Genomic DNA, 25326 nt, shown 5'->3' with positions numbered 1-25326 from the left:
TTAAATTGAATCAGAAAAATCGTTTACACTGCCAGCAATTACGGCCTGACAACTGAAATGACATACCAATTAGATTATTTGGCTGATTAACTTGGATTCAACAACCGAAAAGTTGCCGAGAAGAATGCTATTACCTATTGACCTCTGGATGGCTCATATGTGTTAGCTATAAATTACGCTTTTCAAAGACCAGCCATGACCACGTTACATTCGATTTCTTATTACTTTTTTGAGCAGACAAAGCATCTGTGCTAAAGATTAGTTTAAAACCACATTGTTGCGCTATAGATATAGTTTCTTCAGCGCTTGTGGGATAACATTTTCTATTTATAGCACCTAAACCATTTCTTACTGAGATTATTAATTTTCCCTTTGTATGAAGAATACAATGTAAATTAGTTAAAGAAGAAATTTTGTCATCTTTTGGGACATGTTGCCAAACAGAAATTAAAAGCGCTAATTGATAATAATTTTTTTGCTGAATAACTTGAGATAGTGACGGTAAAGAATCATTGATCCATTCTATAAATGGGGATGGATGAAGTGATTTCCCGGCTTCCCGAAACTCAGATACAGGCTCAACAGCCGATACATTTAGACCTTTTGAGGCAAGCCAAGCAGCATCACGACCAGTCCCAGCGCCTATTTCAATTACACGACAATTAGAATTGGGTATGAAATCTAAAACATGTGAAAGCAAATCAGGTGATGATATTGCCTCAAATGATTGAATTAAGAAGCTTGAGTCCTCAATATAACCATCAATTACACATTGCTCCATTAGGTGGCCAAACTCCTTTACAGCTAACTTATTAGTATTTATGCGACATGTTGTTTATGTCGAATCAATTGTTGGGCTGAGTCGCTGGAACACCCGAACTTATTCATTTGGCTTGCTTGATGCTATAGGAATTTGCTTTTTAGACCTGTTATTATGCACTACAATTTAACGCCATTGAATATAAACCTGCCACTTAAAGTAAATCTACAAAATCCACATAACAGTAATTATTAAAAGCTATAAACTACAATAACTTATGTCTATTTTTTATAGATAATTTAAACTTCCTGCCCTGCTAGTTTGATAGAACCAATCATTTCGCATGGATAAATCCATATTAAGCTAAGGCTTGCTCGCACCATACAGAAGTTATCCCATATGATGCAAGTAGTAAAATTGATTTACCAATCTCTTATTGAACATCAGCCCGCACATCAATTGACTGATTGCGATTACGGTATTGAATTTGAATAACTGCGGTAAGCTCTGTATTTAAATAAATGTTGATAACGTCAGCGTCGTCATCCGCCCCATAACTGATTTGCACCCTTGGTTCACCGTCAACAAAAGTGCGATCATAAATTATTTCGATATCATCCTCAGTAAAAGCAACGCCAGTATCAAAATCAACCGTTAGATCTGTACCTATAGTCACAGTGCCACGCGTATGAGTACCTGAACTTGCAACAACATTGTAAGTACCTGCGTATTTAATAACTAAATCAGCATTCGGTAAATCTGAACCAAGTTCGACATAATGATTAAATTGACCTAGAAACGTACCTGCCGAGCCACTTAAATTAATTTCGTGGATACCGCTAGCAGTTAATGAAACGGCATAACTAAAACCGTTTTGTTCGTCCATCCACACATATTCGTTGCCAACCATAGCGAGTTTATCTAGCTGTAGTTCGTCGCCGTCAGACGCTTCTGGGTTAGTATCAATAAACAAACTACCCGAACTTGAAAAGGTAAAATTAGCCAGCTGGTTTAAATTATATGGTGCGCCTGATTCAGCATGAGTAAATTGCATATTTGCAATCACGCCCATTAACTCAGTTGGCAAAGTAACAACGGGATCACCACCTGTTCCGTCATCCATATCATCATCTGATGATATGTCCAACTTGCAAGCAGAGAGTAAAACAATAGAAGACAATAAAATTATTTGCGGATATTTAAACATAGCCTTAATCCTTTTCTTGAAATCAAGTGACGGAATGGACTACTAACTCATTCGCGATTTGTTAGTTTAAACAGTTTGGTTTATGTCTAATATTTTTTCCAGTTTTTGTGTTATCTAATACTCTATTTAAGCTGCTAATCTATAAGTGCCTGTTTAGCTAATTCGATTTGATGACTTTCGCTACTGCTCCACTCGTTTTTGCCGTGACGACTCCATACATGTTGCCAACCTTTATGGGTAGCTACAAATGCACATGCTGGTTGGTATTGTTATTAGGGAATTAACTTAATAGCTGAGTTTAAATGCTTTAAATATTCTACCGATACGCTATTATTTTTCGCAAAACAAAACCCATAACTCATAGAGTTTATGTCATAGGATTTAATTTTTAGAACATCTTCTGCGGGCAATTCAGCTATATTGTTAGCGAAAGATTCTTTATAAGAATAAGCCAAATCGATTCTGCCAAGTAGTAACATTTTATATAAGCGAACTGGATACAAGACTGAAACATACTTCATTTTTCGTTGCTTTAACTCGTTTTCTAATGCATGCCCTCGAAGCGTTCCTATCACTAAGTTTTGTTGTTTTTCTAGTGCATCTAAATTGGGCTTCTCTGCATGTAAAGCTTCATCCAAAGTAAAAATAGCCGATGTTCCCCCCTTAATTTGCTCACTAAATGCAAAATAAGGTGCTCTTTGGCTAGTTGCTGAACAAGGATAAACGGCTACAGGTTTAAGCTGTTCCTTTTCGGCAAGCGAGAAAGCTCGAGGTGCTGGAAGAACTTGTATCTCCAACTTGAAAGGTAGCCTAGTCTGAATTTGATTTAATTGTTCAATCGAAATACCCGAAAGGCCTTGTTTATTCTGTTCAACCCACGGAGGCGCAACAAAGGTTGCAATTTTTAAAGCAGGTAGATTCGATTGTTGGGCAAAACACTGGCTTGAGCTCATCACAAAAACGACAATAAGCGATAGCATCCAAATATTAAAAATATTTCTTAACATTAACCCCAAAACTGCTCCCTTTCGCAGGATATCCGAGCATAGCACCAGTGTTATTAATAGGATTAGGATTTCCTTGGCTATTGCTGGTGAGTCTGACTTTATTATTGAAGTAGAATTCATCAGTGATATTTTTTATCCATAAATCTACATACCATGGTTTATTATTTAAATTATAGTTCAGATTTAATTCCGTTAGCGCTAAATTCGGCCTACCGAGTATTTCCTCGAAAAATAAACCTTTGATTGGTTGTGACTAAATTTACTGACAGGTATTGTTTTTATTAGCTTCTAAATATGCCTGTGACTTATTTTGCATCCTATTGCCCAACGCATTGCCAAATGCATGGAATATTTTTTAAGCACTACTTGTCTGCCCTTCCCAAACATAACGAAACACTATAGCTAGTTCAATTGATGTTATTTCGGGATCATATTCGATGTATACAGGCGCTGCTTCGACAATTTTTCGATTGTCAAAGCAGCGCTTTAACCAAGTCAAAAACGACTCTCCACCTACATATCTCGACGCTTTTTTACCATTAATGAAAAACCATTGGTGTTCCTGAGTTATTTCACCAATTTTAGGATGCAAATATTTAACGTCTTTAAAGAACCCTTTATCATAATTCATTTTCTCACCATATAGCTCAAATATACGGCCTCCACCAGCGCCACCAACAATAGCGATCAACTTTTGACAGTGAAAAACAAAATACCGAGAGCTATTCTTCAGTTCATAAATATCTATATTTTTAGTAATGGAATAATGCATAAACTTTTCAGATGCGTAATCTGAATCGCTAAAAATAGCGTGCTTATGCGCTTCAAATCTGCCTGTAGGCTGTTGATAACAGAATTTAGCTAACGGCATCAGTAGCATCCTTCAAATACAAGTGACGGTTTGAACCCGTAAAAATCTTTTTTACCAAATACATTAATCTTAACGTTTATTGGAACTTGAAAAAAGTACATGACAGGCATTATTAAAAAGTACTCTCTATTAATTCTACTTTAGCCATAATTTTAATCACCAAGTTTTAAAAATATACGATTTTCCAGTCGCAGCTTTATATTCTGCTGCACCACCGTAATGTGTTATGCCACGGCAAGAATCTACATGACAAGCATTGTTTTTATTAGCTTCTAAACATGCCTGTCACTTACACTTTTGGTACCGACAAATTCAACTTACTAAAAAAATCTTCTAGCCTATCCCCCTCTAGTTCAAAACACCCAAAATCAAAGTCAAAGTAATATACTTTGCCCCTATTAATCTCTCCGTAACCGATACAAATAACAGCCTCACCCAAAGTTCCTAAAAAAGGAAATATTTCATACTCACTCAAATGAGCTTGATAGCTCTCCCAAATGTTTTCTAATTCATCTCTAAGGAAAACCTCTTCAATTACAATAAACTTATCTGGTATTTGCTTACTGAGCTCACTATAAAAGGAAGTATCCAATTTCTTGGTAGTTATCCTAGAAAAAATAGGCTCTTTCCAAATATCTTCAATTAGTTTTTCAATATCCGACACATTATTCATTTGTTAATTCCTCAAAATAGTTCTTCTGGAGATGGATAATTCAATGTGTTGTTAGGATTGGCCAAATTATGTTTAATAACCGCCCTATCACCTGAATGAGCTGCGCCACCATTTTTCACTGAATAAAATATACATGACAGGCATTGTTAAAAAATATAAATTACAATCACTTAGAACTTAGGATTATTTATTTTTCATCCTGAACTTGATAATTTTGGCTTCCTGTCTAGCTAATTCTCAACCTAGCCTAAATACGACTTCACGAATAATAGAAAAACCCTACGGATGACAACGACTTATTTTTAACTTTAAACCTTAGGCCACTTATAGTTGCAAAGTCTTCGCTATTTGATTGCGCCGCACAGCAACCAAAACTGTATAAACCCCAGACACAAAAAAGGCGAATATAAATTCGCCTTTTTTCTTAAAGTTTAGTTAGTTAATTAACCAACAAACACTCTTGCGTTTCTAAACATACGCATCCATGGGCTATCTTCTTGCCACTCGTCTGGGTGCCATGAGTTAGAAACCGTTCTAAATACGCGCTCAGGATGTGGCATCATAATAGTCACACGACCATCTGTAGACGCTAATGACGTAATACCATTAGGTGAACCGTTCGGGTTCGCTGGGTATTGGCTTGTTACATCACCATAGTTATTTACATAACGTAATGCGATAGTACCGCTCGCTTCTGCTGTTTGTAATGCTGCGTCATTAGCAAATTCTGCGAGACCTTCACCGTGTGAAACGGCAATTGCCATACGTGAACCCGCCATGTTTTTAAATAACACAGAGTTACTTTCTTGTACTTCAACCATACTGAAACGTGCTTCAAAACGCTCTGATGTATTGCGTACAAATCTAGGCCAATGTTGTGTACCTGGAATCAACTCTTTTAACGTTGATAACATTTGGCAACCATTACACACACCTAAAGCAAATGTATTGTTGCGTTCGAAGAATGCTTGGAATTGCTCACGCGCTCTATCATTAAATAAGATAGATTTCGCCCAACCTTCACCTGCACCTAAAACATCACCATACGAGAAACCACCACAAGCAACTAAACCAGCAAAATCATCTAATTGGATACGACCAGACAAGATGTCACTCATGTGAACATCGTGCGGTTCAAATCCAGCGCGATCAAATGATGCTGCCATTTCTACGTGAGAATTAACCCCTTGTTCACGTAAAATTGCCATTTTAGGCTGTGCGCCTTTAGCAATAAACGGTGCTGCTACATCTTGGTTTAAGTCAAAAGTAAGCTTAGGTTGTAAGCCTGGGTCTTTCACATCTGCTTTAGCATCAAATTCTTGCTGTGCACAATCTGGGTTATCACGAAGCGCTTGCATCTTAAGCGTTGTTTCTGCCCAAATTTGACGATATTTAACACGAGTATCCGCTAATACGACTTTACCAGCTTGAGTAAATTCAATTGTGTCTGTGTCGTTTAAGCCACCAATTTGGTGTATTGCATCTGCTAAACCCTTGTCAGAAAAAACTTGTTTAACTGCTGCTACGTCTTCCGCTTTAACTTGGATGACTGCACCCAATTCTTCTGCGAATAGAGCCGCTAATGCGCTGTCATTTTCAGCAGAGTCAGTTAAATTGCTGATATCAACGGTTACACCCGTTTTACCGGCAAACGCCATTTCTGCAACTGTGGTAAATAAACCACCGTCTGATCTGTCGTGGTAAGCTAATAATTTTCCATCCGCTAATAAAGCTTGAGTCGCATCAAAGAAGCCTTTTAATAACTCAGGTTTATCTAAATCTGGACCGACATTACCTAACTGTTGATAAACTTGCGCTAAACAAGAAGCACCTAAACGATTTTGTTTAGCACCTAAATCAACTAATAATAATTCAGTTTCACCTTTATCAGTTCTAAGTTGTGGCGTTGCAGTTTTACGCACGTCTTCAACACGACCAAAAGAAGTAATAATTAATGATAAAGGAGAAGTAACGGCTTTATCTTCGCCATTTTCATTCCATGCCGTTTTCATAGACATTGAATCTTTACCAACTGGAATCGTAATACCTAGTGCAGGACAAAGTTCTTCACCAATAGCTTTTACGGCTTCGTATAAACCAGCGTCTTCACCAGGGTGACCCGCTGCACTCATCCAGTTAGCAGATAATTTAATACGTTTTAAATCACCAATATCAGCAGCTGCTATGTTAGTAATACTTTCAGCAACAGCCATACGAGCTGATGCGCCAAAGTTAATTAAGGCAAGTGGTGTTCTTTCACCTAATGCCATTGCTTCACCGTGGTAAGTATCTAAAGCTGCAGTTGTTACTGCAACGTCAGCAACTGGAACCTGCCAAGGACCAACCATTTGGTCACGTGCAACCATACCTGTAACAGAGCGGTCACCTATGGTGATTAAGAATGTTTTCTCTGCTATGGTCGGTAAACGTAATAAACGCTCAGCGGCCTCTGCTAATTCAATACCGCTTGCATCAAATGCTGGTGTATCCAATTTAGCTGTAGTTGCTTCACGCGACATTTTAGGTGCTTTACCTAATAAAACGTCTAATGGTAAATCAATCGGCTTGTTATCGAAGTGGCTATCTTCAAGTGATAAATGCGCTTCTTCAGTCGCATCACCAATCACTGCATATAAAGCACGTTCGCGCTGACAAATTTTGTCAAATACGTCTAAGTTTTCAGGTGCGACTGCTAATACATATCGCTCTTGAGATTCGTTACACCAAATTTCAAGTGGTGACATGCCTGGTTCGTCATTTGGTACTTCACGTAATTTGAATTTACCACCACGGCCACCATCGCTGACTAGCTCTGGCATTGCGTTAGATAAACCACCCGCGCCTACATCATGGATAAATGCGATTGGGTTTTCGTCGCCCATTTGCCAACATTTATCGATAACTTCTTGTGCGCGTCTTTCCATTTCAGGATTTTCACGTTGTACCGAAGCGAAATCTAAATCTTCATTAGATTGACCAGAAGCCATAGATGAAGCAGCGCCGCCACCAAGGCCGATATTCATTGCTGGGCCACCTAATACGATAAGCTTAGCGCCAACTGGAATTTCACCTTTTTGTACGTGTTCTGTTCTGATGTTACCTAGACCACCCGCTAACATAATAGGTTTATGGTAACCACGTACTTCTGTACCATTAAAGCTGTTTACTTCAGCTTCGTAGGTACGGAAATAACCTAATAATGCTGGACGACCAAATTCGTTATTGAAAGCTGCGCCACCTAATGGTGCTTCTAACATAATGTCTAATGGCGTAACTATGCGTGCTGGCTTGCCATAGTTAATTTCCCAAGGCTGTTCAAAGCTTGGGATATTCAAGTTAGAAACTGTGAAACCAACTAAACCTGCTTTAGGTTTTGAGCCGCGACCTGTTGCACCTTCGTCACGAATCTCACCACCAGAACCAGTCGCTGCACCCGGATAAGGTGAAATAGCGGTTGGATGGTTGTGCGTTTCAACCTTCATTAAGATTTCAATGTTTTCATTGTGGAAGTTATAAACATTGGTGTCTGCATCAGCAAAATAACGACCAGCAACCGAACCTTCCATTACAGCTGCATTATCTTTATATGCAGACTGAACATAATCAGGTGTGACTTCATATGTGTTTTTAATCATTTTGAACAATGATTTAGGCTGTTTTTCGCCATCAATTGTCCAATCAGCATTGAATATCTTATGACGGCAATGCTCTGAGTTTGCCTGAGCAAACATATATAATTCGATATCGTTAGGGTTACGGCCTAACTTGATGAAGTTTTCAACTAAGTAGTCGATTTCATCTTCTGCTAAGGCTAAACCTAAATCTTGGTTTGCTCTAGCAAGTGCTTCGCGACCACCCGCTAATACGTCGACTGATTTATGTGGTGCTGGTTCAGCAACTTTAAATAATGCTGCAGCTTCGTCGATTGCAGTGAAAACACTTTCCATCATGCGGTCATGTAATAAGCCGCTTAATGCTTTAGTTTGTACTTCAGTTAAATCAGCTGATGTTTCAACATAATATGCAATACCGCGCTCAACCCGTTTAACCTTAGTTAAACTACAGTTTTTAGCTATGTCGGTTGCTTTTGATGACCATGGAGAAATCGTACCTGGACGTGGCGTAACTAATAACAATAAACCCTTAGGCTCATGTTCCGCGATAGTTGGACCGTAAGTTAATAGTCGAGCTAACTTAGTGGTTTCGTCAGCGGTTAGCTGTTCTGTTACATTTGCAAAGTGCATATACTCTGCATAAATGTTAATAACGGGTAAGTTAATTTGTGCGCAACTGGCTAGCAGTTTTTGTACGCGAAAATCAGAAAGTGCGGGAGCGCCACGCAAGATTTCCATAAGCAGATTCACCTGAAGTCTAATAGGATAGTTTTAGAGGCGCATATTATACACCCAAATCACTAAATTATGCTAGTTGGAGATCGGCTCTATTTGGTTTTGTAGGATAAATTCAGCCAATCAATCTGATATAATTTCATCAATACTAAAGCTCAATAGTTTCAATTAGCAATATACCAAGTCAGTCTAAGAGCTAATATTTCAGTTACATAAGCAATAGTCGCCTGCAAAATTATTGTATTTATCACTGGGATAGCGCGCTAAATTATCCAAACAATTGACCCATGCCCTGTGTTTCAGCTAATCTTAGGCATTAAAATTTTAAAAGAATCAATTAGCTTGCAAAAATCGTTTAATTTTGACTTTATAAAAACATGCTTGGGTATAGTTATATGCTGTTTGGTTTTGGTATCGTGCAAAACTGAGCAAGCACAATCTCAATATCAAAAAATCATCCAATCTAAGCAGCTCAAAATTGGTACTTTATTTGGTTCAACTAGCTATTTCTTGACTGCAGATGGTGCCACAGGCTTTGAGTATGAATTAGCTAAACATTTTGCTGATTACTTAGATGTCGAACTAGTTGTTGTACCTGTTTATGATTTATCTGAATTATTTGCGCTTTTGGATTCAGGTCAAGTTGATTTACTTGCAGCAAATTTAACCCGTACCCCAGATCGAGAAAAACAATATAGATTCTCCCCTTCTTATTTAAAAATTAGTGAAAAACTTATCTTTAAACAAGGCAATATTCGACCGAGAAAATGGGAAGATTTAAACGGCAAACTGATCATAGCGGCAAATAGCACACATGCTCAAACGGTTGAAGACAATGCTCCCGAAAGCTTAGACTGGCAAGTAACAAGCGATTTAGACAGTGAGGAGTTAATCCAAGCTGTATTAGATGAAGAAATAGACTACACCATTGTTGATTCAAACCTGTTAGCGGTTAATCGTCGAATTTCACCTGAGTTAAGCATAGGTTTTTCAGTTTCCAAAGAGCAGCAAATTGCTTGGGTGTTTAATCAAGAATCCAATGATGAACTCTTTGCTAAATTAATCGATTTTTTCGGTGCAATTAATCAAGACGGCAGCTTTGCATATTTAGAAGATAAACATTTTGGTCATGTCAGAGATTTTGATTATGTAGATACCCGCCAGTTTTTAAAAGCGATAGAGAAGACTTTACCTAAGTATCAAGGTTGGTTTGAACAGTACGCTGGGCAATATAAATTAGATTGGCGTTTACTCGCAGCCCAAAGCTATCAAGAAAGTCATTGGAACCCTAGAGCCAAGTCACCCACTGGGGTTAGAGGCATTATGATGCTGACTCAGCCAACTGCAAAACAAGTTGGGGTAAAAAGCCGCTTAAATGCTGAAGATAACATACGTGGTGGTGCCCAATATTTAGCTTCGTTAATGAAACGTATTCCAGCTCGAATTCAAGATCCTGATCGAACTTGGTTTGCACTTGCTGCTTATAATATAGGTTTAGGCCATTTAGAAGATGCCAGACGAATAACCGAAAGCTTAGGCTCAGACCCTGACAAATGGCATCAAGTAAAAAAACATTTACCCTTTTTGCAAAAGAAAAAATACTACAAATTTACTCGCTATGGTTATGCCAGAGGTAATGAAGCGGTTAATTATGTTGAAAACATCCGTCGATATTATGACTCGCTTAGTTGGTTTTATGGTTTGCAAACTAATACTAGTAATATGACTAACACTGACGCTAAACCAGAAGATAACCAAACAAACTAGAGGCAATTTTATTGACTTTAATATCTGAAAATATTCGTTTAGCGACAGATTCAGATATTGATTGCATGCGTAAAATCCGGATGCAATCAAGTGATAACCCAGTCGCCTCAGCAAATGATATTAGTGATAGAAATTACCATTTTTACTTGCACAAGTATGGTCGAGTTTGGGTTTACTTAGATAACAAGCAAATTGTCGGTTATTGTATTTGCTCCACCAAAGAAAGCAGCATTTATGCTTTATTCGTCGATCAAACATATCAACGCCAAGGCATTGGTCGCCAACTCTTAAACCATTGTTTAGCTTGGTTTAAGCTAAATCAATTTAGTGAAATTTATTTAGCGACAGCGAGTAACAGCCAAGCATGTCATTTTTACTTAAGCCAAGGTTGGATTATTTGCCATCAAGGCGAAAACACAACCAGTTTTAAAATCAATTTATTAACTCATTAATTTAAACTGCCATCATTATGAAATTATTCAATTCAGATTTTTTTAAGCCTCTTATTGCCCAATCGCAAGATTCAGCAAGACGCAGATCCAATACTAATTTACATCAAGGTCCTAACGATGCCGTGCAAAGGCTTTTTATCGCGATGGAACCAGATAGTTATGTAAGGCCGCACAAGCACAAAGAAGCCAATAAATGGGAGTTTTTCTTTGTGGTTAAAGGCAGTCTTTTATTTATTACTTATACGCCTGAAGGCATAGTCACCGACAAAGTCATTTTAACCGCAGGTGGAGAAAATCAAGGTTTAGAAATACCACCTAATGTCTGGCATTCAACTGTGGCCTTAGAAAGTGAAACTGTATTCTTTGAAGTTAAAGAAGGACCATACATAGCAACCGACGATAAGGGCTTTGCTGCGTGGTCACCAGCTGAGGGCGATGCGAGTGTTGCAGGTTATATTAATAAATTAAAGACAGTTGAAATTGGTGAGTCTGCCTGTTTATAAACAAAGTAAAAAAAAGCTGAAATTAGAGAGGCTAATTCCAGCTTTTTGGGGTGTTAAAAATGATTCAATTTACTTATTAATAAAATCAGTTGCTACTTTGCCATCTGGTGTGTGCATATCTTGGCGATATAGAATATTAGGTCGCTCAGTTTCACCTTCTACTAGTGGTAAACCTTCTTGTACTATTTTCACCTGACTGTAGTCGACTGCAAAGTCACCGCCTCTCGATGTTTCATCACCAATTTCAGTTTCTGATAATTGATTCAAAGCAAATATAGGTGCGGCAGGAAACATCAAATACCAACGAGTGCCCGATTTATTTTTTAATAAGTCATTGCGTGAAATTCGGTTGATATCTTTACCTACTTTTTTAGCTAAATGAGCTCGATTAAATTCACTCAAAAAGAAAGTTGCAACATTACCAACTTCTGATACTGGCTCGTCATAAATCGTTTGGCGAAAGCTAATATTACCTTTAATGGTCAAGTTATTGATTCGACCTCGGGTTAAATCACGACATTTTGTTTTACAAGCGAATGTCCCTTTACCTACTAATAAAGCTGTCGCGCTGTCAATCGCTTCAATATTTTCAACACTAATGTCTTTCATAATTTTAGCATGTGGTTTTAACCAAACGCCGGTAAAACCATTAGTCACTTTAACATTAGATATTTTGATTTTGTTAGCTGATGTGTAATAAGGCCCTGCTCGGTTATAGTTGTCACGATTTGTACCATTACCCGCTTCAACTCTTACTGCAATGCCGTTAAAAGCTTCAATATTGTCGATTTCAATCCAATCACCACCATACACTTGAACCGCACCATAACCTGTATGGGCATTGATTGCTTTGATGTTTTTAATTGAGCCTTTAATAGGTGTACGGGCATAAGTAGGATTGCGTTTAATCGCAAACATGTCTGGAATAACCTTACCCTCGCTATCGATAAATTCGCCTTTTTCATTCATTGGCAAAGGAATATTAGCTGGGTTCATCGGTTTATTTTTGTTAGCTGCGCCTTTAGGGTTAGTTTGGTATCTGTCTTGTAAAAAGACAGGTTTGCTACCAAATCGATAGGCATAAACGCCATCTTTATAATCGCAATCAGAGAACATTTGAACGGATACAGATTCAGTATGATTATCTAAAATAGTCGCGTTTGAAACAGCAAAATTTTGCACATAAAAATAGGCGAATGAGATAGCGCGGGTCAGGTTAACATCACCATTACCATTACCACCGACCATTTTGCCGTAGCTAATTGGCATATTTGTTCGTGCGTCAATGGTAAAGTTTCTAGTTGGATCAGTTGATCTCACTTCAACGTTTTTAACTCTTTCTTTTAAAAGGTTACGTGGACCATTACTGCGACCAAAAGAGAATAAGAAGCGGCTGTTAGCTGCTTTTTCTTCTTTAATACCACGCATTTCCAGAATGACATCTGGCGATATTTCAATTCGAGTGTTAGATGGAACTTGGATATGAGCTAGGCTAAAACGAACGTTAGCCGAGTTTTTAGCTGGTTGAAGAATAACCACACCGCCATTTTTTTCACGACTCGCTCGCTTTAAAGCAGACTTTAAACGATTAGTATCATTGGTCGCATCACTAAAGCTATCCTCCGCAAATAAAACCTCTGGTTTGTCATCAAAAACTTTATTTTCGAAATAACCGATTTCTGGACCGTCATAATCACGAGTATCTGTACCAAACCGAGTTTGGACACCTTCAGGTGCTTTAGGCACATGTAGGCTGAGTTCTTTATCCGCGACAGAGGCTTGCTTATTTGTCGCAGCGGCTACAGGACCTTTTTGATCAGCAACGCTACCGCAGCTTGCAATCGTCATCAAGGTAACTAAACCAAATACGGACGACTTGAACTGGCTAGTTGGGTTTATTTTATTCATAAATACATTCATTTTGCTATGAGCCTTATTTGCTCGAAATATTATAATTAGCAGACATTTGATATTTCGATAATTAAATATAGTACTTGTATTTAATTATTGTACAGATAACTCGATCCATCAATAGGTATGATGTTTATTTACATAACATATACAAAACTACTCAAATTAAAGCCTAATTAGAAGTCAGGTTTATGGGGAAGAAGACAATATAATTTAACGCATAAGAAAATTGCTTATGCGTTAAATGAAAGGAAACAAACTAGTCTTTAAACAGATTCTGTAGATGTGATGTCAGGCGCAATAAAACCGCCTGTTTGGTGCGCCCAAAGCTGAGCGTATATGCCGCCTAAAGCAAGCAATTCTTGATGAGTGCCTTGCTCCGCAATTTTACCTTCGTCTAATACAATTAACCTGTCCATAGCTGCGATGGTTGAAAGTCTGTGCGCTATTGCGATTACAGTTTTACCATCCATCAGCTTATATAAGCTGTGCTGAATTGCAGCTTCTACTTCTGAGTCGAGTGCCGAAGTTGCTTCATCTAACACTAAAATAGGTGCATCTTTTAATAAAACTCGCGCAATGGCAATTCGCTGTCTTTGCCCACCTGAGAGTTTAACGCCTCGTTCTCCGACTTGTGCATCGTATCCAGTAAAGCCATCAAAATCGCTAAGCTCTCGTATAAATTCATCGGCTTCTGCCTGTTTAGCTGCGCTGATCAAGTCGGCTTCGCTCGCATTGTTTCTGCCGTACAAAATATTGTCACGAACCGATCTATGCAAGAGTGATGTATCTTGTGTCACCATACCTATCTGAGCACGAATACTTTCCTGTGTAACCTGCTCTACATCTTGTCCATCAATTTTAATCGAGCCACTGTTTACTTCATGAAAGCGCAGTAATAAGTTTACTAACGTCGATTTACCTGCACCAGAGCGACCAACAACTCCAACTTTTTCGCCAGCTTTGATGGTTAAGTTGAGTTTATCAAAAACTAAATGATGATCTGCATAACCAAAATCCACTTGATCAAAGACAATTTCGCCACGGTCAATATGAATAGCTTTAGCGTCCGGTTTATCTTCTATGGTTTGTGGCTTAGATAAAGTATTAATGCCATCCGCCACTGCACCCACATTTTCAAACAGTGAGCTAAGTTCCCACATGATCCATTGCGACATTCCATTTAACCTGAGCGCTAAACTAACCGCAACCGCTATCGCGCCCACCGTAATTAAACTGTCTTGCCAAAGCCATATGGCTGTTGCACTTACCGCAAAAGCTAAAATGTAGTTACTAATTTGGACACAAGAAATCATGCCTGTCGCGAGTCGCATCTGCTTATAAACTGTATCTAAAAAGCCAGACATACTTTGCTTAGCGTATTCAGCTTCTTGATCTGTATGGGCAAATAATTTAACTGTGTTGATATTAGTGTAGCTATCGACTATTCGCCCTGTCATCACAGAACGAGCATCCGCTTGTTTGGTAGAAACACGTTTTAATCTTGGAATAAAATAGCTTTGTATGCCGATATAACACAAAAACCAAACAAACATTGGCAGCATTAATCTGACATCCGCTTGTGCAACGAGCACTAGCATAGAGATAAAGTAGATAAGTACATACATAAATACATCTAGCAGCTTCATTACACTTTCTCGAACTGCTAACGAAGTTTGCATCACTTTAGTCGCGACTCTACCTGCAAAATCATCTTGGAAAAAGGACACACTTTGTCTTAAAAGGTATCTATGTGCTAGCCATCTGATTTTCATTGGGTAATTCCCCAACAAGGTTTGATGGACTAAAGTAGCATGTAACCAGATAAACAAGGGCGCTACAAATAGCACCAGCACAGACATTATGATTAATGTCGGTTTGTGCTCGTTATAAAATGATTGAGGTTCATGTTTACTTAACCAATCCACTAACTGGCCCAAAAAACCCATTAATGACACTTCAATAATTGCGATTACAGCAGTTAATAAAGACATCACAATAAGATAAGGCTCAATACCCTTAGTGTAATGGCGACAAAAAGCAACAATACCGGTTGGTGGTTGAGTTGGCGCTTCCGGCGGAAATGGGTTGATCATTCGTTCGAAAAAAGAAAACATATCACCTCAATATTTATAAAACGGCTTAAAAAATTTATGCTTCAGTTAAAGCATCTGATGTAAATGAAATCCCTGACCAACCATTTTTAATAAAATTACGTATGTTTTGATGATCATCTGCTTCTGGGTTCTCAAGAACATCTTGACGATAATAATGACCAAACAAAGCTAATGTTTCAGAGTCTGATAATTGGTTTAATTTAGCAAAAGCAAAAATTTTGCAAGAACCATTATTTTGTCCAGCTTGATTAACTAAGTCGCCATTGGCAAATTCAGTTGGGGTAAATTCATAACTAGAATCTATTGTTTCAATTACTTCTGAAAATTCTACCGCATTAGGGCTGGTTTTGACTTTTTGAATAAGGGTGTTTTTCATAACTAAACCTAAAAAAATATCCAATAAATTAAAAGCGCTATTCTACAATGAAAAATTCAAATGTCTCTGTATACTCGAAAAAATTAACTGACTGACATATTTTTTTAATATTGCAGTCATTAATCTGTCACCCGCCCTAATTAGTCTCTACTCAGAAATTTTATACACTAACTGCAAGAGATAATTATGTTTAAACAATCTATTTTAGCTTTATCAGTTGTGACAGCTTTGAGTGCTTGTACAATTGAAATTAACGATGATAAAAATGAAGAAAAAAACGCGTCAACGGATCTAAACATTCAACTTATTGGCCGTGCTGTCTTAAATAGTCAATCACCTGAAGGTGCAGCTGAAATTGTTGCGTTTCAGGCCTCAACTAATTACATATATGCAGTAAACAGCTCAAGCAGTACACCAACAGTTGAAGTATTAGATGCTAGCAATATTAATCCAAGCGAATTAGCCGTAGATAGCGAAGGCGTTGTCACTGGCAATACGGGTTCTGGTGTTAATTTACCTTCTGTCATGACAATTGACTTACTTGCTAATACCGCAGGTGATGCAAATAGTATTGCAGTAAGTGACTCTGCAGAATTACTTGCTGTTGCTATTGCCGCAGACGCAACTGGCACAAAAGGTAATATTGCATTTTATGATATTTCTGGCGGTAACGTCAGCTTTATTAAGAATGTAGAAGTGGGCTACCTACCTGATATGGTTGAGTTTAATCACGATGGTACTCAAGTAGTTGTTGCCAATGAAGGTGAGCCATCTGGTGATTACTCAATTGATCCGGAAGGTTCAATTTCAATTATTGATATTACAGCAGGTATGCCAGCTGACACAGCAACTAACCTAGATTTCAATGCATTCGATAACCAAAAAACAGTACTTGAAACAGCAGGTGTTAAATTTGCTAACCCAGGTATGTCAGCTGGTGCTGCAATTACTGTCTCGCAAGATTTAGAGCCTGAATATGTTGCTATCTCAGAAGATAACAAAACTGCTTTCGTCTCTATGCAAGAAAATAACGCAATTGCTATCGTAGATTTAACCACTAAATCTATCACAGCAGTTAAGCCGTTAGGTTTCAAAAATTGGGGCATGCATGAAATTGACGTTTCAAATAAAGACGGCGTTAATTTTACAACTTACTCAAATTTATATGGCATGTATCAACCTGATACAATCGCGACTTACCAAGTTGATGGCAAAAATTACTTTGTTACCGCTAATGAAGGTGATGCGAGAGAATATATAGACGATGCTTTATCTGGTGGTACAGTTGAAGATGAAAATAAAGCGGCTTGTGAAACAAAACATCCGAATGGCTTATACGAATTTGACGACGAAGAAATTTGTTTCTCTTATTTAGAAGAAATTCGAATTAAAGATCTAGATGATATGGCACCGCTTAGTACAGATCTGCAATCTATGTTCGACAGCAATGGTGGTAAAGATGGTTTAGGTCGTCTAAAAGTGAGTCATGCATTAGGCTATTCAACCTCAGCTAATGAGTATCAATCGCTATATGCATTTGGTGCACGTTCTTTTTCTATATTTGATGAGATGGGCAATCTAGTATTTGATTCTGGCGATCAAATCGAAAAATTAACTTATCAATTCCATCAAGATGCATTCAACAACAATGAAGACGAAAATGAAGGCGACAGCCGCTCAGATGATAAAGGACCAGAGCCTGAATCAGTTGCGATTGGTAAAGTAGGCAATAATACTTATGCGTTTATTGGTTTAGAACGTATGGGTGGTATCTTTGTTTATAATATCAACAATCCATATGATGCTAAATATGTTGATTATTTCATCAACCGAGGTTTAGTTGAAGGTGCTGACATTACTGGAGATTTAGCCCCAGAAGGTATGAAATTTGTTGCAGCAGATAAGAGTCCAACTGGAGAAGCATTATTAATTATAGGTAATGAAATTTCTGGTTCTGTCGCTGTATGGCAAATCGAAGACTAACTTTTTAATTACTTTATAAAAAAAGACCGTTCGCGGTCTTTTTTTAGTTTTAATTAATGGATTTTTCGCTAATCGGCAACTAATTTTAATAAGGTATCATTTATAATAACGGAGATTTATATGGCCGCACCTTTGGATATGACTCAAGTTGAGAAGTCTTTAGAAGGTTTTACAATTCCCCCTAGGCCCGACCTACTAATCCAGCTACAGAAAGAATTAGAAAAACCTGAACCTAACTCTAGATTTATTGGCCAATTAATCAGTAAAGATATGGGCATAGCAGGTTTCGCAATTAAAGTCGTTAACACCCCATTTTTTGGTTTAAAACGTAAAATAGAATCTATCGAACATGCTTGTATGTTCTTAGGGCCAGAAAGAGTGTTTAAACTGGTTAGAAGCATTCTGCTTAGATACGAATTTAGTTCTGCAGAAAACGATCCTTTTTTAAATACCCTTTGGCAGACTTCAGAGAAAATTGCTGACGCTTGCATGGCTATCAGCCACTTTTTTGGTTTTGACTTTATAGACGAAATTTATTCGATTGGCATGTTCCATGATGCCGGCATTGCACTGGTTTGCCAGCAAGTTGATAATTACCCTGAAATTTTAAAAAGCGCTTATGAGCAAGATGAATTAACCATAAGTGAGTATGAAGAAAATGCATTCGCGTCTTCACATGAAATATTAGGATTTTTAATCGCCCAATCTTGGGGTCTTAGCCATGAAATATCGACCGTTATTGCCTATCACCATTCTTGCCAAACAATTTTAGCCACAGGCAACTATACCGAAAAACAAATGTTTTCAGTGTTAAAACTAGCTGAACATATGGTTGGTAATGGTAAATTACTCGCTGGTGCTGTCAGTGATTTAGAGTGGGAAAAGTATAACGAACAAATAATGGATATACTCGAAATTGAATATTTTCAACTATTCGACATAGGTGAAATGTTATATGGCTTCGGGTTAGATAACGCCTACCATAAGTAACTCAATTACTTTGTAGGCAAACCCTACAAAGTAATATTTTCTACAAACTCACATATATATTAATTTCATGCTTGATTAACTCAAGACAGCGCCCATATACAAGCTAGAAACTTTAGACTGAATAGGTAAAAATATGACCATTAAGCTCGGGATCGTCATGGATCCAATTAGCCAAATAAATATAAAGAAAGATTCGAGTTTTGCCATGTTATTAGAAGCGCAAAAACGTGGTTATGAAATTTACTACCTTGAGATGAAAGATTTATATTTACAGCAAGGTGAAGCCAGAGCAACAACCCGAACAATTACAGTTCAAAACAATCCTGAGCAATGGTATCAAATTAGTTCTGATGAATTAGATATTAAACTAGGCGATCTCGATACTATTTTTATGCGTAAAGATCCACCTTTTGATACTGAGTTTATCTATGCAACCTATATACTGGAACGCGCTGAATCCGCTGGCAGCTTAATCGTAAATAAACCACAAAGTTTACGAGATGCCAACGAGAAGTTATTCACCGCTTGGTTTTCCGATTGCACACCAGTGACGCTAGTGACAAGAAGCGCTGCAAAATTACGTGAGTTTTATGCCGAACACCAAGATGTTATTTTAAAACCGCTTGATGGCATGGGCGGCGCATCCATTTTTAGATTAAAACCAAACGATTCCAATGTAGGTGTGATCATTGAAACCCTCACCAATCACGAATCTGAATACGCCATGGCGCAAAAATTTATCCCTGAAATTAAAGATGGCGATAAAAGAATTTTAATGATCAATGGCGAGCCAATTGATTATTGTTTGGCGAGAATACCGGCGAAAGGCGAAACTCGAGGTAATTTAGCCGCTGGTGGACGTGGCGAAGCCAGACCACTTTCAGATTCAGACAGAGCGATTGCAGCTAGAGTAGGCCCAACCTTGAAAGAAAAAGGACTTATTTTTGTTGGCTTAGATGTAATTGGTGACAAGTTAACAGAAATTAATGTCACTAGCCCAACCTGTATTAAAGAAATTGAAGCCGCTTATGATGTGAGTATTACCGGCAAATTATTTGACGAAGTAGAAGCCTTAATCAAACATTAACGCGCCGAGCTAGGCTAAGCTTCGTCAACACAAAAACCGTAAAATAAACAATCTTTTTTGGCAATTTCTAAATTAGACGTTGCCATAAAAATACGCATAGGGTGGACTGTGTATAGTTTACCCTCTTCGCAATAAAGTAAGTGGCTAGATTGCACGTCGCCCTGCTCGTTTCGAACTGTAAAAGCTTCAATCCCTGTATTGCTCCAACCAATAAAACAGTCAGCTCTAGTTGTTCCCATATTATGTTGTTCTATATCAGAGACAAGCGTGACATCTTTGCTTTCATCTTTGTGCTCGGCAAAAATTAAAGAATAATCGTGGTTAAATTCTAACCTAAGCGGATGTTCGACAATATCGACCAATTTTAAGTGGTGTCCGCTAAATATATCCTCAACCGCTAAAAATTCATGCAAGCCCTGATAAGCCATTTCGTGTGCAATTTGATCTTTAGCGCCACCGCATTCTAAAGTGACAATTGGACAATCAAAGTCTTGTTCCATTAATGAGCCTAACTTTAACCGCGTATACATAACAGTTTGACAAAAAAAAGAAGCTAATGCTTGAACTGCCATATCAATTCGAGTCGTGACACAAAATGCAGGGCTAGATCCGGATGTATTATGCATATCAACCACAGCTTCAGGTTTAACTTCGGCAATGGCTTGTTTGATACTTGCCGCCCGCGTTTGTACTTCGCAGCTTGTATCTTTTGAATTAAAACTGCGATTTAAATCTGTCACACCATCGACAAATCGAGTTGAAAAAAGCGGTTGTTGTTTAGCTGCTTCAACCGAAGATACTACAAACCTAACATTGGTATAGGGCGTATCTAAACTTAATAACCAACGGTGAACGGCAATAAAACCCGATGGTTCATTGCCATGAACTAATACAGAAACCACCCGCCATTTATGTTTTATTTTCCCTTCTACATCAAACACGACAGGCCCTGTTAAACTTGCAAGCCAGTCTTCATATTGCTTAGGCAGGTTTTGACGCACAACTTTGATGTATCTTAATTTTTCTAATTTAATATTCATGACAAGCTCCAAGTTGCGACGGGTAAATCGAGTTGACTCTGCTTTATGTATGATTCAAACATTAAACTAGTCGCAGTTTTAGTGTCATGCTCTTGTTCAAGCTGTTGGATCTGCTGTATTTGCCAGCTTGCACCTGTTTGTTTGTTTATCACCCGCTGTTGGATAATATTTAGATACTTTTCAGCATCTTCGAGTCCAAATCCATATTTAACTAACCCTTTTTTAGCGATAGGCAGCATAGCTAACACCACATCAGAAATAGATTCAGATCTGAGCTGAAAGTCATTCAGGTTTGGCCATAATATGTTGGCATTTAAACCAAATTGAGCCGCTCGGTAAAAGTTATAATTAGCCAAATAAAAAGGCGTTATTGCCGTCAGTTCATCTATTTCTTCGGACAAACCTATCGCGATGCCAATCGCAAATGCAGCGTTAGCGACCATATCGATATTGGTTGGCCCTGCTGGCAAAGCTCTAAATTCGATTCTAATATGGCCGTGGTTTTTCGGGCAATAAACAGGTCGATTCCAACCCCAAACAGTCCCAATATGTAAATTCAATTCTTTGAGTTCAGGTAGGTCTTGGCTATTTGATTCCGCTTCAAATAAATAAGGCAATAAGACGGGATAGACAGAAACTGCTTCTGCGTATAAATCCCAAGCCCCTTGTTTCAGCCAACCACAACCAAAATTCACTCTGGGTGGCAGCTGACACTGCATGTAATCTTTAATTCGACAATCTAACACCTGTTTTAACATGGCAATTCGGGTTTCTTGCCAAAGCTTTTTCCCTAATAGAATAGGCGAATTAGCAGCAACCGCTGTGACTAAGCATTGGCTCAATAATATTGCATTATAAATACGACCAAACTGCTCTGGTGGTGTCATCAGGTGTAATTGAAAAGAAGTATTAGCCCCTTCTGCTGTGGCATGGTTAAACTCGGTAACTAATTCATCTACACCATGAATGTTAATTTTAAACGCTTCTCCTCTCGATTTTTTTAACTGTTCAACAAGTAAATGGTATCTAGCTTGATTCGTAATCTTGCTAATCGACAAATCGTGAGCTGCTAAACTAGGTAAAATTCCGACTTGAGCAAAACCAATATCGAGTTCATCCGTTACTTTTTTTAGCTGAGTCAATTTTACATCGAGTTGTTGGTGTAGTTTTGATAAGGCTTTATCTTCAACCTTAAGCGGTGGCAAGTTAAGCTCTAAGTTATATTGGTTGATTTCAAATTGAAAATTGGGATCATTTAGTTTGTCTAACACTAACTGGTTAGACGAACTTGTCTTGCCTGCTTTATCAATCAAATACAGTTCAAGCTCAGCGCCAATTTTGAGTTCACCTTGGCCGAAACTAGTTTGCTGAGTTAGCTGTTTAAGTTGTTTTAATTGAGCAACGAGTTTTTGTCTAAAAAGAATATAATCTTCGGCGGTAAAATCTGTACTGGCAATTTTCTGGCCCATAGATATTCCTATTAATTTTAGACTTTATATAAGTCTGGAATAGGTTTCTAAATATTCAAGTTTTTAGCAAAATCTAGCGCAATATTTGGCCTTTAACTTTTGAATAAATCAAAAAATTTAAGAATATGCTTGAACTCAAACTTTAGATAACAATAATGTGCGGTGTTAATCCCCCTAAACAAATTGAGTTAAACATAAAATGATGAGTGATTCCCAAGATAGATTAAAGCGCGCCGAAGAAAGTGGCCGAGTGATACGCAAAGTAAAAAGCTTTGTTTTACGCCAAGGTCGTCTGACGAATGCTCAAGAAACTGCCATTAAAGACCATTGGTCTGAATACGGTCTCGAATACAAAAACGAAAAATTTAATTGGTCTGAAATTTTCGGCAATGACAATCCTATTGTTTTTGAAATTGGTTTTGGTATGGGGGGATCATTAATTAAAATGGCACAAGCTGAGCCAAATAAAAACTTTGTCGGTATGGAAGTTCACCTACCGGGTGTTGGTGCTTGTATTAAAGATGCAGCTGAGCTGAAAGTACCTAACTTAAAAGTGATTAATCACGATGCAGTTGAAGTACTAAATCATTGTGTACCAGATAATAGTTTGGAGAAATTACAGTTATTTTTCCCTGATCCTTGGCATAAAAAACGTCACCACAAAAGACGTATCGTCCAACCTGAATTTGCCCAACTTATCAGAACAAAGCTTAGTCTAGGCGGCGTGTTCCATATGGCGACAGACTGGGAAAACTATGCCGAGCATATGCTAGAAGTAATGAGTAATGAAGCGGGTTATAAGAATCAGTCCGAAACACAAGACTACATCCCAAGGCCAGAATTTAGACCTTTGACTAAATTTGAAGAACGAGGCCATAGATTGGGCCATGGTGTTTGGGATTTAATATTTGAAAAAATAAGCTAAATCAATAGTTAACAGCTCAAGCTTAGAACCCAATAAGAGCTTGAGCCAAAGCCCTAAATTAACCTCAATTCCGGATAACAACTTGCTTTCTTGAGGTTTTTTTCCTGATAACTGCGTTGAATTGCTAGCTATTAGGTACGCAAATTCGCCTTGTTCTAAGAAAAAATACCTCTCAAGAAATAAAAATTTAATAATATCAATAGCTTCACAGGGTTAGTTAATTTCTTATCCCCAGTTAAGGATAAATTAATTCTGCCACTACATTTTTTGATACATACCCTGCTGCATTTCTGTATAATTAGCGCAAATTTATTGCGAGTTACCGAGTTAAAATGTCCGTAAATACTTTCGATCCAAAACAGACAACTACATTAGAAACCCCAGTTAAAACCATTACAAAACAAGCTGAAACAGCCAAAGGTACAGGCCATAAAATTGGTTTCGTTTCTTTGGGTTGTCCAAAAAATCTAGTTGATTCTGAAAGAATTTTAACTCAATTACGTACCGAAGGTTACGAAGTTGTACCAAGTTACGATGATGCTGAACTCGTGATAGTAAATACTTGTGGTTTTATTGATTCTGCCGTTGAAGAATCGCTAGATACTATTGGTGAAGCCCTGAAAGAAAATGGCAAGGTTTTAGTAACTGGCTGTTTAGGTGCTAAAGAAGACGAGATCAAAGAAGTACATCCAAATGTGCTAGGTATCACGGGTCCGCATGCATACCAAAATGTTTTAGAGCAAGTCCACCAACATGTTGAAAAACCAAAACATAACCCTTTTATTAATCTAGTGCCTGATCAAGGTATTAAATTAACGCCGAAACATTATGCTTATTTAAAAATATCGGAAGGCTGTAATCACAGATGCAGCTTTTGTATTATCCCGTCGATGCGAGGTGATTTAGTATCAAGGCCAATCGACGAAGTATTGAATGAAGCAAAAAGATTAGTCGCTGCTGGTGTTAAAGAGTTACTCGTAATTTCACAAGACACTTCAGCTTACGGCGTAGATACTAAAAATAAAACTGCGTTTTGGGATGGCATGCCTGTCAAAACTAACTTTTTATCTTTATGCGAACAACTTGGTAAGTTAGGTGTTTGGGTCAGATTACATTATGTCTACCCTTACCCACATGTTGACGATGCAATACCACTCATGGCTCAAGGTAAATTATTACCTTACCTAGATATTCCGCTGCAACATGCAAGCCCTAGAATTCTTAAGTTAATGAAACGTCCGGGTAATATAGACAGAACGATACAAAGAATTCAAAAATGGCGTGAGACATGTCCTGAGTTAGTTATTCGTTCAACCTTTATTGTTGGCTTCCCTGGTGAAACAGAAGAAGAATTTGAAGAATTACTCGCCTTTTTAAAACAAGCTAAATTAGATAGAGTTGGCTGCTTCAAATATTCACCAGTTGAAGGTGCCACAGCGAATGATTTACCAGATCAAATTTCAGAAGAAGTTAAAGAAGAAAGATTCCACCGCTTCATGCAACTACAACAAGAAATTAGTGAAGAGAGACTCAAGACTCGAGTAGGTAAAATTTACGACATCTTAATAGATGAAGTAGACGAAGAAGGCGCGATTGGACGTTGTTTCGCAGACGCACCAGAAATTGATGGTTTAGTTTACTTAAATTATGAAACTCAATTAAACCCAGGCGATGTGGTTAAAGCAAAAATCATTGCTTCGGACGAATATGATTTATGGGCTGAAACGATTAATTAAACTAGTTGCGCTTTGACTAACGAGTTAGACAAACACTTAGTATTAGCCAAGTAAGTTAATACTTAACTGCTTGGCTGGTTTATTTTGATGCTGTTTCGTCTGC

The 25326-nt window shown here is 37.9% G+C and carries 19 protein-coding genes; 8 read left to right on the top strand and 11 right to left on the bottom strand.

The annotated features are described in order from the left end of the window. Positions 1 to 166: 166 nt before the first annotated feature. The 6 genes from XM47_RS10525 to purL form a co-directional block, all read right to left on the bottom strand. Entirely contained in the window at positions 167 to 781 is a 615-nt protein-coding gene (locus XM47_RS10525; RefSeq protein ID WP_048692319.1) for a class I SAM-dependent methyltransferase, read from the bottom strand. Positions 782 to 1193: 412 nt separating this feature from the next. Continuing rightward, entirely contained in the window at positions 1194 to 1967 is a 774-nt protein-coding gene (locus XM47_RS10520; protein ID WP_048692318.1) for a hypothetical protein, read from the bottom strand. 272 nt (positions 1968 to 2239) lie between these two features. Then, complete coding sequence (locus XM47_RS10515) at positions 2240 to 2974, bottom strand: substrate-binding periplasmic protein (RefSeq protein ID WP_048692317.1); 735 nt, start codon at positions 2972 to 2974, stop codon at positions 2240 to 2242. Between the two features lie 355 nt (positions 2975 to 3329). Beyond that, positions 3330 to 3845 (bottom strand): hypothetical protein, encoded by a 516-nt coding sequence (locus tag XM47_RS10510; protein ID WP_048692316.1) that lies wholly within the window; start codon positions 3843 to 3845, stop codon positions 3330 to 3332. A 289-nt stretch (positions 3846 to 4134) separates the two neighbouring features. Then, complete coding sequence (locus XM47_RS10505; protein WP_048692315.1) at positions 4135 to 4518, bottom strand: hypothetical protein; 384 nt, start codon at positions 4516 to 4518, stop codon at positions 4135 to 4137. Between the two features lie 443 nt (positions 4519 to 4961). Beyond that, entirely contained in the window at positions 4962 to 8870 is a 3909-nt protein-coding gene (gene purL / locus XM47_RS10500; RefSeq protein ID WP_048692314.1) for a phosphoribosylformylglycinamidine synthase, read from the bottom strand. A gap of 339 nt (positions 8871 to 9209) precedes the next feature. Here purL and mltF point away from each other — a divergent pair, with 339 nt between their 5' ends. The 3 genes from mltF to XM47_RS10485 all read left to right on the top strand — a co-directional run bounded on the left by mltF (position 9210) and on the right by XM47_RS10485 (position 11589). Beyond that, entirely contained in the window at positions 9210 to 10634 is a 1425-nt protein-coding gene (mltF, locus tag XM47_RS10495; protein ID WP_412731123.1) for a membrane-bound lytic murein transglycosylase MltF, read from the top strand. A gap of 65 nt (positions 10635 to 10699) precedes the next feature. After that, entirely contained in the window at positions 10700 to 11086 is a 387-nt protein-coding gene (locus tag XM47_RS10490; RefSeq protein ID WP_077066540.1) for a GNAT family N-acetyltransferase, read from the top strand. Between the two features lie 17 nt (positions 11087 to 11103). Then, positions 11104 to 11589 (top strand): WbuC family cupin fold metalloprotein, encoded by a 486-nt coding sequence (locus tag XM47_RS10485; RefSeq protein WP_149865494.1) that lies wholly within the window; start codon positions 11104 to 11106, stop codon positions 11587 to 11589. 69 nt (positions 11590 to 11658) lie between these two features. Here XM47_RS10485 and XM47_RS10480 read toward each other — a convergent pair whose 3' ends face one another. The 3 genes from XM47_RS10480 to XM47_RS10470 form a co-directional block, all read right to left on the bottom strand. After that, positions 11659 to 13497, bottom strand: a complete 1839-nt coding sequence (locus tag XM47_RS10480; RefSeq protein WP_149865493.1) for a hypothetical protein — start codon at positions 13495 to 13497, stop codon at positions 11659 to 11661. Between the two features lie 269 nt (positions 13498 to 13766). Next, entirely contained in the window at positions 13767 to 15617 is a 1851-nt protein-coding gene (locus XM47_RS10475) for an ABC transporter ATP-binding protein (RefSeq protein ID WP_048692310.1), read from the bottom strand. 34 nt (positions 15618 to 15651) lie between these two features. Next, positions 15652 to 15993: a HopJ type III effector protein gene (locus tag XM47_RS10470; RefSeq protein WP_048692309.1), complete on the bottom strand. Its 342-nt coding sequence runs from the start codon at positions 15991 to 15993 to the stop codon at positions 15652 to 15654. A gap of 186 nt (positions 15994 to 16179) precedes the next feature. Between XM47_RS10470 and XM47_RS10465 the strand changes: the two genes are divergently transcribed. The 3 genes from XM47_RS10465 (at position 16180) to gshB (ending at position 20053) form a co-directional block, all read left to right on the top strand. Beyond that, positions 16180 to 17976: a choice-of-anchor I family protein gene (locus XM47_RS10465; protein WP_048692307.1), complete on the top strand. Its 1797-nt coding sequence runs from the start codon at positions 16180 to 16182 to the stop codon at positions 17974 to 17976. Between the two features lie 120 nt (positions 17977 to 18096). Beyond that, a complete protein-coding gene (locus XM47_RS10460) occupies positions 18097 to 18966 on the top strand; it encodes an HDOD domain-containing protein (protein WP_048692305.1) in 870 nt (289 codons plus the stop codon). A gap of 133 nt (positions 18967 to 19099) precedes the next feature. Beyond that, positions 19100 to 20053: a glutathione synthase gene (gene gshB / locus XM47_RS10455; protein WP_048692303.1), complete on the top strand. Its 954-nt coding sequence runs from the start codon at positions 19100 to 19102 to the stop codon at positions 20051 to 20053. Positions 20054 to 20067: 14 nt separating this feature from the next. Here the strand turns inward: gshB and XM47_RS10450 are convergent, their stop codons facing one another. Together XM47_RS10450 and XM47_RS10445 are read right to left on the bottom strand one after the other, a co-directional pair. Beyond that, positions 20068 to 21093 (bottom strand): M14 family metallopeptidase, encoded by a 1026-nt coding sequence (locus XM47_RS10450; protein WP_048692302.1) that lies wholly within the window; start codon positions 21091 to 21093, stop codon positions 20068 to 20070. Next, positions 21090 to 22562: a glutamate-cysteine ligase family protein gene (locus XM47_RS10445; protein WP_053084544.1), complete on the bottom strand. Its 1473-nt coding sequence runs from the start codon at positions 22560 to 22562 to the stop codon at positions 21090 to 21092. The genes XM47_RS10450 and XM47_RS10445 overlap by 4 nt, the downstream gene beginning before the upstream one ends. Positions 22563 to 22761: 199 nt before the next feature. On the opposite strand from XM47_RS10445, the gene trmB reads away from it, so the two are divergent. Next, a complete protein-coding gene (gene trmB, locus XM47_RS10440; RefSeq protein WP_048692300.1) occupies positions 22762 to 23487 on the top strand; it encodes a tRNA (guanosine(46)-N7)-methyltransferase TrmB in 726 nt (241 codons plus the stop codon). 332 nt (positions 23488 to 23819) lie between these two features. Beyond that, positions 23820 to 25223, top strand: a complete 1404-nt coding sequence (gene rimO, locus XM47_RS10435; RefSeq protein ID WP_048692299.1) for a 30S ribosomal protein S12 methylthiotransferase RimO — start codon at positions 23820 to 23822, stop codon at positions 25221 to 25223. The last annotated feature ends 103 nt before the right edge of the window (positions 25224 to 25326 follow it).

Source organism: Catenovulum maritimum, from assembly GCF_001050375.1.
In the GTDB taxonomy this organism is placed as follows: Bacteria; Pseudomonadota; Gammaproteobacteria; order Enterobacterales; family Alteromonadaceae; genus Catenovulum; species Catenovulum maritimum.
This window is presented reverse-complemented; position numbering and strand designations above follow the sequence as displayed.

Bases quoted from the DNA above. Each gene is read 5' to 3' on its own strand.
- XM47_RS10485 (WP_149865494.1), top strand. From the start codon at position 11,104: ATGAAATTATTCAATTCAGATTTTTTTAAGCCTCTTATTGCCCAATCG.
- XM47_RS10470 (WP_048692309.1), bottom strand. From the start codon at position 15,993: ATGAAAAACACCCTTATTCAAAAAGTCAAAACCAGCCCTAATGCGGTA.
- XM47_RS10490 (WP_077066540.1), top strand. From the start codon at position 10,700: ATGCGTAAAATCCGGATGCAATCAAGTGATAACCCAGTCGCCTCAGCA.
- trmB (WP_048692300.1), top strand. From the start codon at position 22,762: ATGATGAGTGATTCCCAAGATAGATTAAAGCGCGCCGAAGAAAGTGGC.
- gshB (WP_048692303.1), top strand. From the start codon at position 19,100: ATGACCATTAAGCTCGGGATCGTCATGGATCCAATTAGCCAAATAAAT.
- XM47_RS10505 (WP_048692315.1), bottom strand. From the start codon at position 4,518: ATGAATAATGTGTCGGATATTGAAAAACTAATTGAAGATATTTGGAAA.
- XM47_RS10450 (WP_048692302.1), bottom strand. From the start codon at position 21,093: ATGAATATTAAATTAGAAAAATTAAGATACATCAAAGTTGTGCGTCAA.
- purL (WP_048692314.1), bottom strand. From the start codon at position 8,870: ATGGAAATCTTGCGTGGCGCTCCCGCACTTTCTGATTTTCGCGTACAA.
- XM47_RS10465 (WP_048692307.1), top strand. From the start codon at position 16,180: ATGTTTAAACAATCTATTTTAGCTTTATCAGTTGTGACAGCTTTGAGT.
- XM47_RS10515 (WP_048692317.1), bottom strand. From the start codon at position 2,974: ATGTTAAGAAATATTTTTAATATTTGGATGCTATCGCTTATTGTCGTT.
- rimO (WP_048692299.1), top strand. From the start codon at position 23,820: ATGTCCGTAAATACTTTCGATCCAAAACAGACAACTACATTAGAAACC.
- XM47_RS10520 (WP_048692318.1), bottom strand. From the start codon at position 1,967: ATGTTTAAATATCCGCAAATAATTTTATTGTCTTCTATTGTTTTACTC.
- XM47_RS10445 (WP_053084544.1), bottom strand. From the start codon at position 22,562: ATGGGCCAGAAAATTGCCAGTACAGATTTTACCGCCGAAGATTATATT.
- XM47_RS10475 (WP_048692310.1), bottom strand. From the start codon at position 15,617: ATGTTTTCTTTTTTCGAACGAATGATCAACCCATTTCCGCCGGAAGCG.
- XM47_RS10525 (WP_048692319.1), bottom strand. From the start codon at position 781: ATGGAGCAATGTGTAATTGATGGTTATATTGAGGACTCAAGCTTCTTA.
- XM47_RS10460 (WP_048692305.1), top strand. From the start codon at position 18,097: ATGGCCGCACCTTTGGATATGACTCAAGTTGAGAAGTCTTTAGAAGGT.
- XM47_RS10510 (WP_048692316.1), bottom strand. From the start codon at position 3,845: ATGCCGTTAGCTAAATTCTGTTATCAACAGCCTACAGGCAGATTTGAA.
- XM47_RS10480 (WP_149865493.1), bottom strand. From the start codon at position 13,497: ATGAATAAAATAAACCCAACTAGCCAGTTCAAGTCGTCCGTATTTGGT.